This window comes from Arthrobacter sp. H14 (assembly GCF_000520495.1).
In the GTDB taxonomy this organism is placed as follows: domain Bacteria; phylum Actinomycetota; class Actinomycetes; order Actinomycetales; family Micrococcaceae; genus Arthrobacter_C.
The window spans coordinates 31092-32909 of the sequence record NZ_KI914652.1 but is presented as its reverse complement, the minus strand read 5'-3'; the positions used below and the strand labels follow the sequence as shown (position 1 = coordinate 32909).

At 63.0% G+C, this 1818-nt stretch carries 2 protein-coding genes; one reads left to right on the top strand and one right to left on the bottom strand.

Translation table 11 applies throughout. The annotated features are described in order from the left end of the window. Positions 1-283 (bottom strand): signal recognition particle receptor subunit alpha (locus tag Y707_RS25210; protein ID WP_035781302.1); only part of this gene is annotated, 283 nt, incomplete at its 3' end. 210 nt (positions 284-493) lie between these two features. Between Y707_RS25210 and Y707_RS25205 the strand changes: the two genes are divergently transcribed. Further along, positions 494-1818: glucose-6-phosphate dehydrogenase (locus Y707_RS25205; protein WP_035781300.1), on the top strand; the 1325-nt coding region annotated here is incomplete at its 3' end.

Genomic DNA, 1818 nt, shown 5'->3' with positions numbered 1-1818 from the left:
GCCGGATCCGGCGTGTCTCGCCACCGAGGATGTTGACGAGTTCCTCATTGACGATCTTGACGACCTGCTGGCCCGGGTTCAGGGCACCGGAAACCTCAGCGCCGAGCGCCCGCTCCTTGATCCTGGCCGTGAAGGCGCGCACCACCGGTACGGCAACGTCCGCGTCCAGCAGGGCGCGGCGGATTTCCCGGACTGTGGCGTCGACGTCGGCCTCGGATAGACGGCCTTTGCCGCGCAGGTTCTTGAAAGTCGCTGCCAAGCGGTCGGAGAGTGAATTGAACACGCGAAGTGCACTTCTTTCGTCAAACGTATAGGTGGATTCAACTACCTAGGGTATCAAGCCCCGGCAGGCCTGCGACGACGGAAGCACTGCTCCAGTCCCCGCCGCTTCGTCCACAAGAGGCGCGGCGGACCCTGCACAATCTTCCTGATCGGTGGCATGCTGAACCTTGTGACTGTATCTAAAGGCTCTGTGGAGCAACCTGAGACGGAAATGAAGACGTTGCTGATCCTCGGCGCGTCCGGCGATCTCACCGGCAGGCTGTTGCTGCCGGGACTGGGGCGGCTGATCTGCCGCGGCAAGGCCGGGAAGATCCAGCTGGTCGGCGCCGGCATCGAGGACTGGTCCCGGGAAAAATGGCAGGACCGCGTCCGCACCTCTTTTGCCGGCAGTACGGAAAAATCGAACGACGACGGCAAGGCAGCACTCGAAGCGTTCGCCACCGATTCGGATTACCACAGCGTCGATGTGACGGCGCCCGGTGCGCTGGCGTCCCTGCTGGACAAGCTGGAGGGTCCGGTCGCCATCTACTTCGCGCTGCCGCCGGCCGTCAGCCAGAAGGCCGCCGAAGTGCTCGAGCCCGAGGATGTCCCGGTCGGTACGCGGCTGGTGATGGAGAAGCCGTTCGGTTCCAGTGAGGAATCGGCCGCGGAACTTAATGCGACCCTGGTCCGCCTGGTTCCGGAGGACCATATCCACCGGGTGGACCACTTCCTCGGCAAGGTCACCGTCCTCAACATCCTCGGTCTCCGGTTCGCCAACCGGCTGCTTGAGCCGCTGTGGAACAACACCCACATCGAAAAGGTGGAGATTGTCTTCGATGAGGAACTCACGCTCGAAAACCGCGCACGTTACTACGACACCGCCGGCGCCCTGCGGGACATGATTCAGAGCCACCTGCTCGAAATCATGGCACTGATCGCCCTGGATGCCCCGGCATCGCTCAATGAACGGGATCTGCGCGACAGGATCAGTTCCGTACTCCGCGCCAGCAAAATTGAGGAGCCTTTTTCCGGGACGACACGCCGTGCCCGGTACACCGCCGGCGTCATCGGCGAACGGAAGGTTCCCAACTACACGGACGAGGCGGGGATCGATCCATCCCGCGAAACGGAAACACTGGCCGAAGTCGAAGTCTCTATCAACAGCTGGCGCTGGGCCGGGGTGCCTTTCATCCTCCGCTCCGGCAAGGCCCTCGGGCAACCGCGGAAGGAAGCGGTCATCACTTTCAAGCCTGTCCCCCACCTGCCTGAGGGTTTCAAAGGGCCGGACGAAGCCACCCGGCTGCGCATCGGTTTCGGGCCGGACACCCTGCAGTTGGAGCTCGACGTTAATGGCCCGGGCGATATCTTCGAGCTGAACCGGGTCGCCATGTCCGCAGAGCTGAACGAGGCGGAAGTCCTGCCCTACGGCGAAGTGATTGAAGGTGTTCTATCCGGCGACCCGTTGTTGTCGGTGCGTGGGGACACGGCAGAAGAGTGCTGGCGGATCGTTGAACCCACACTGACAGCCTGGGAGAACGGCGGGGTACCCCTGCA